Annotated in this window: 1 pseudogene; it reads right to left on the bottom strand. The window is 66.7% G+C overall.

What is annotated here, in order from left to right:
* A pseudogene (locus ACZ3GY_RS24020) lies at positions 1–270 on the bottom strand (hypothetical protein); the annotation flags it as partial.

The following is a 270-nucleotide window of genomic DNA, read 5'->3' as shown; positions in this document are numbered from 1 at the left end:
CTCGAACATGCCCCAGAAGCCGGTGCCGGGGCCGAAGCCCTGCTCGGGCGGCATTTCGAGCGCCAGGAAATCGATATGGGCGGAGATGCGGCCGACCGGCTCGCCGTCGCGCTCGGCGAGGAAGAGCTGCGCCTCGGCATGGCTGAACCAGCCATTCTTCTTCGGGCTGATCGTCCCGGCCACCTCGTCGCGCAGCGGGGCGACCCAGTTCGGATCGTCGCCGTTCAGGCGATAGGCGATCTCGATGAACTGCTTGATGTCGCGCTTGGA

Source organism: Pseudomonas sp. PME37.24/006, from assembly GCF_055556635.1.
Note: the sequence above shows the minus strand (reverse complement) of the source record. Positions and strands in the feature narration are given on the sequence as shown.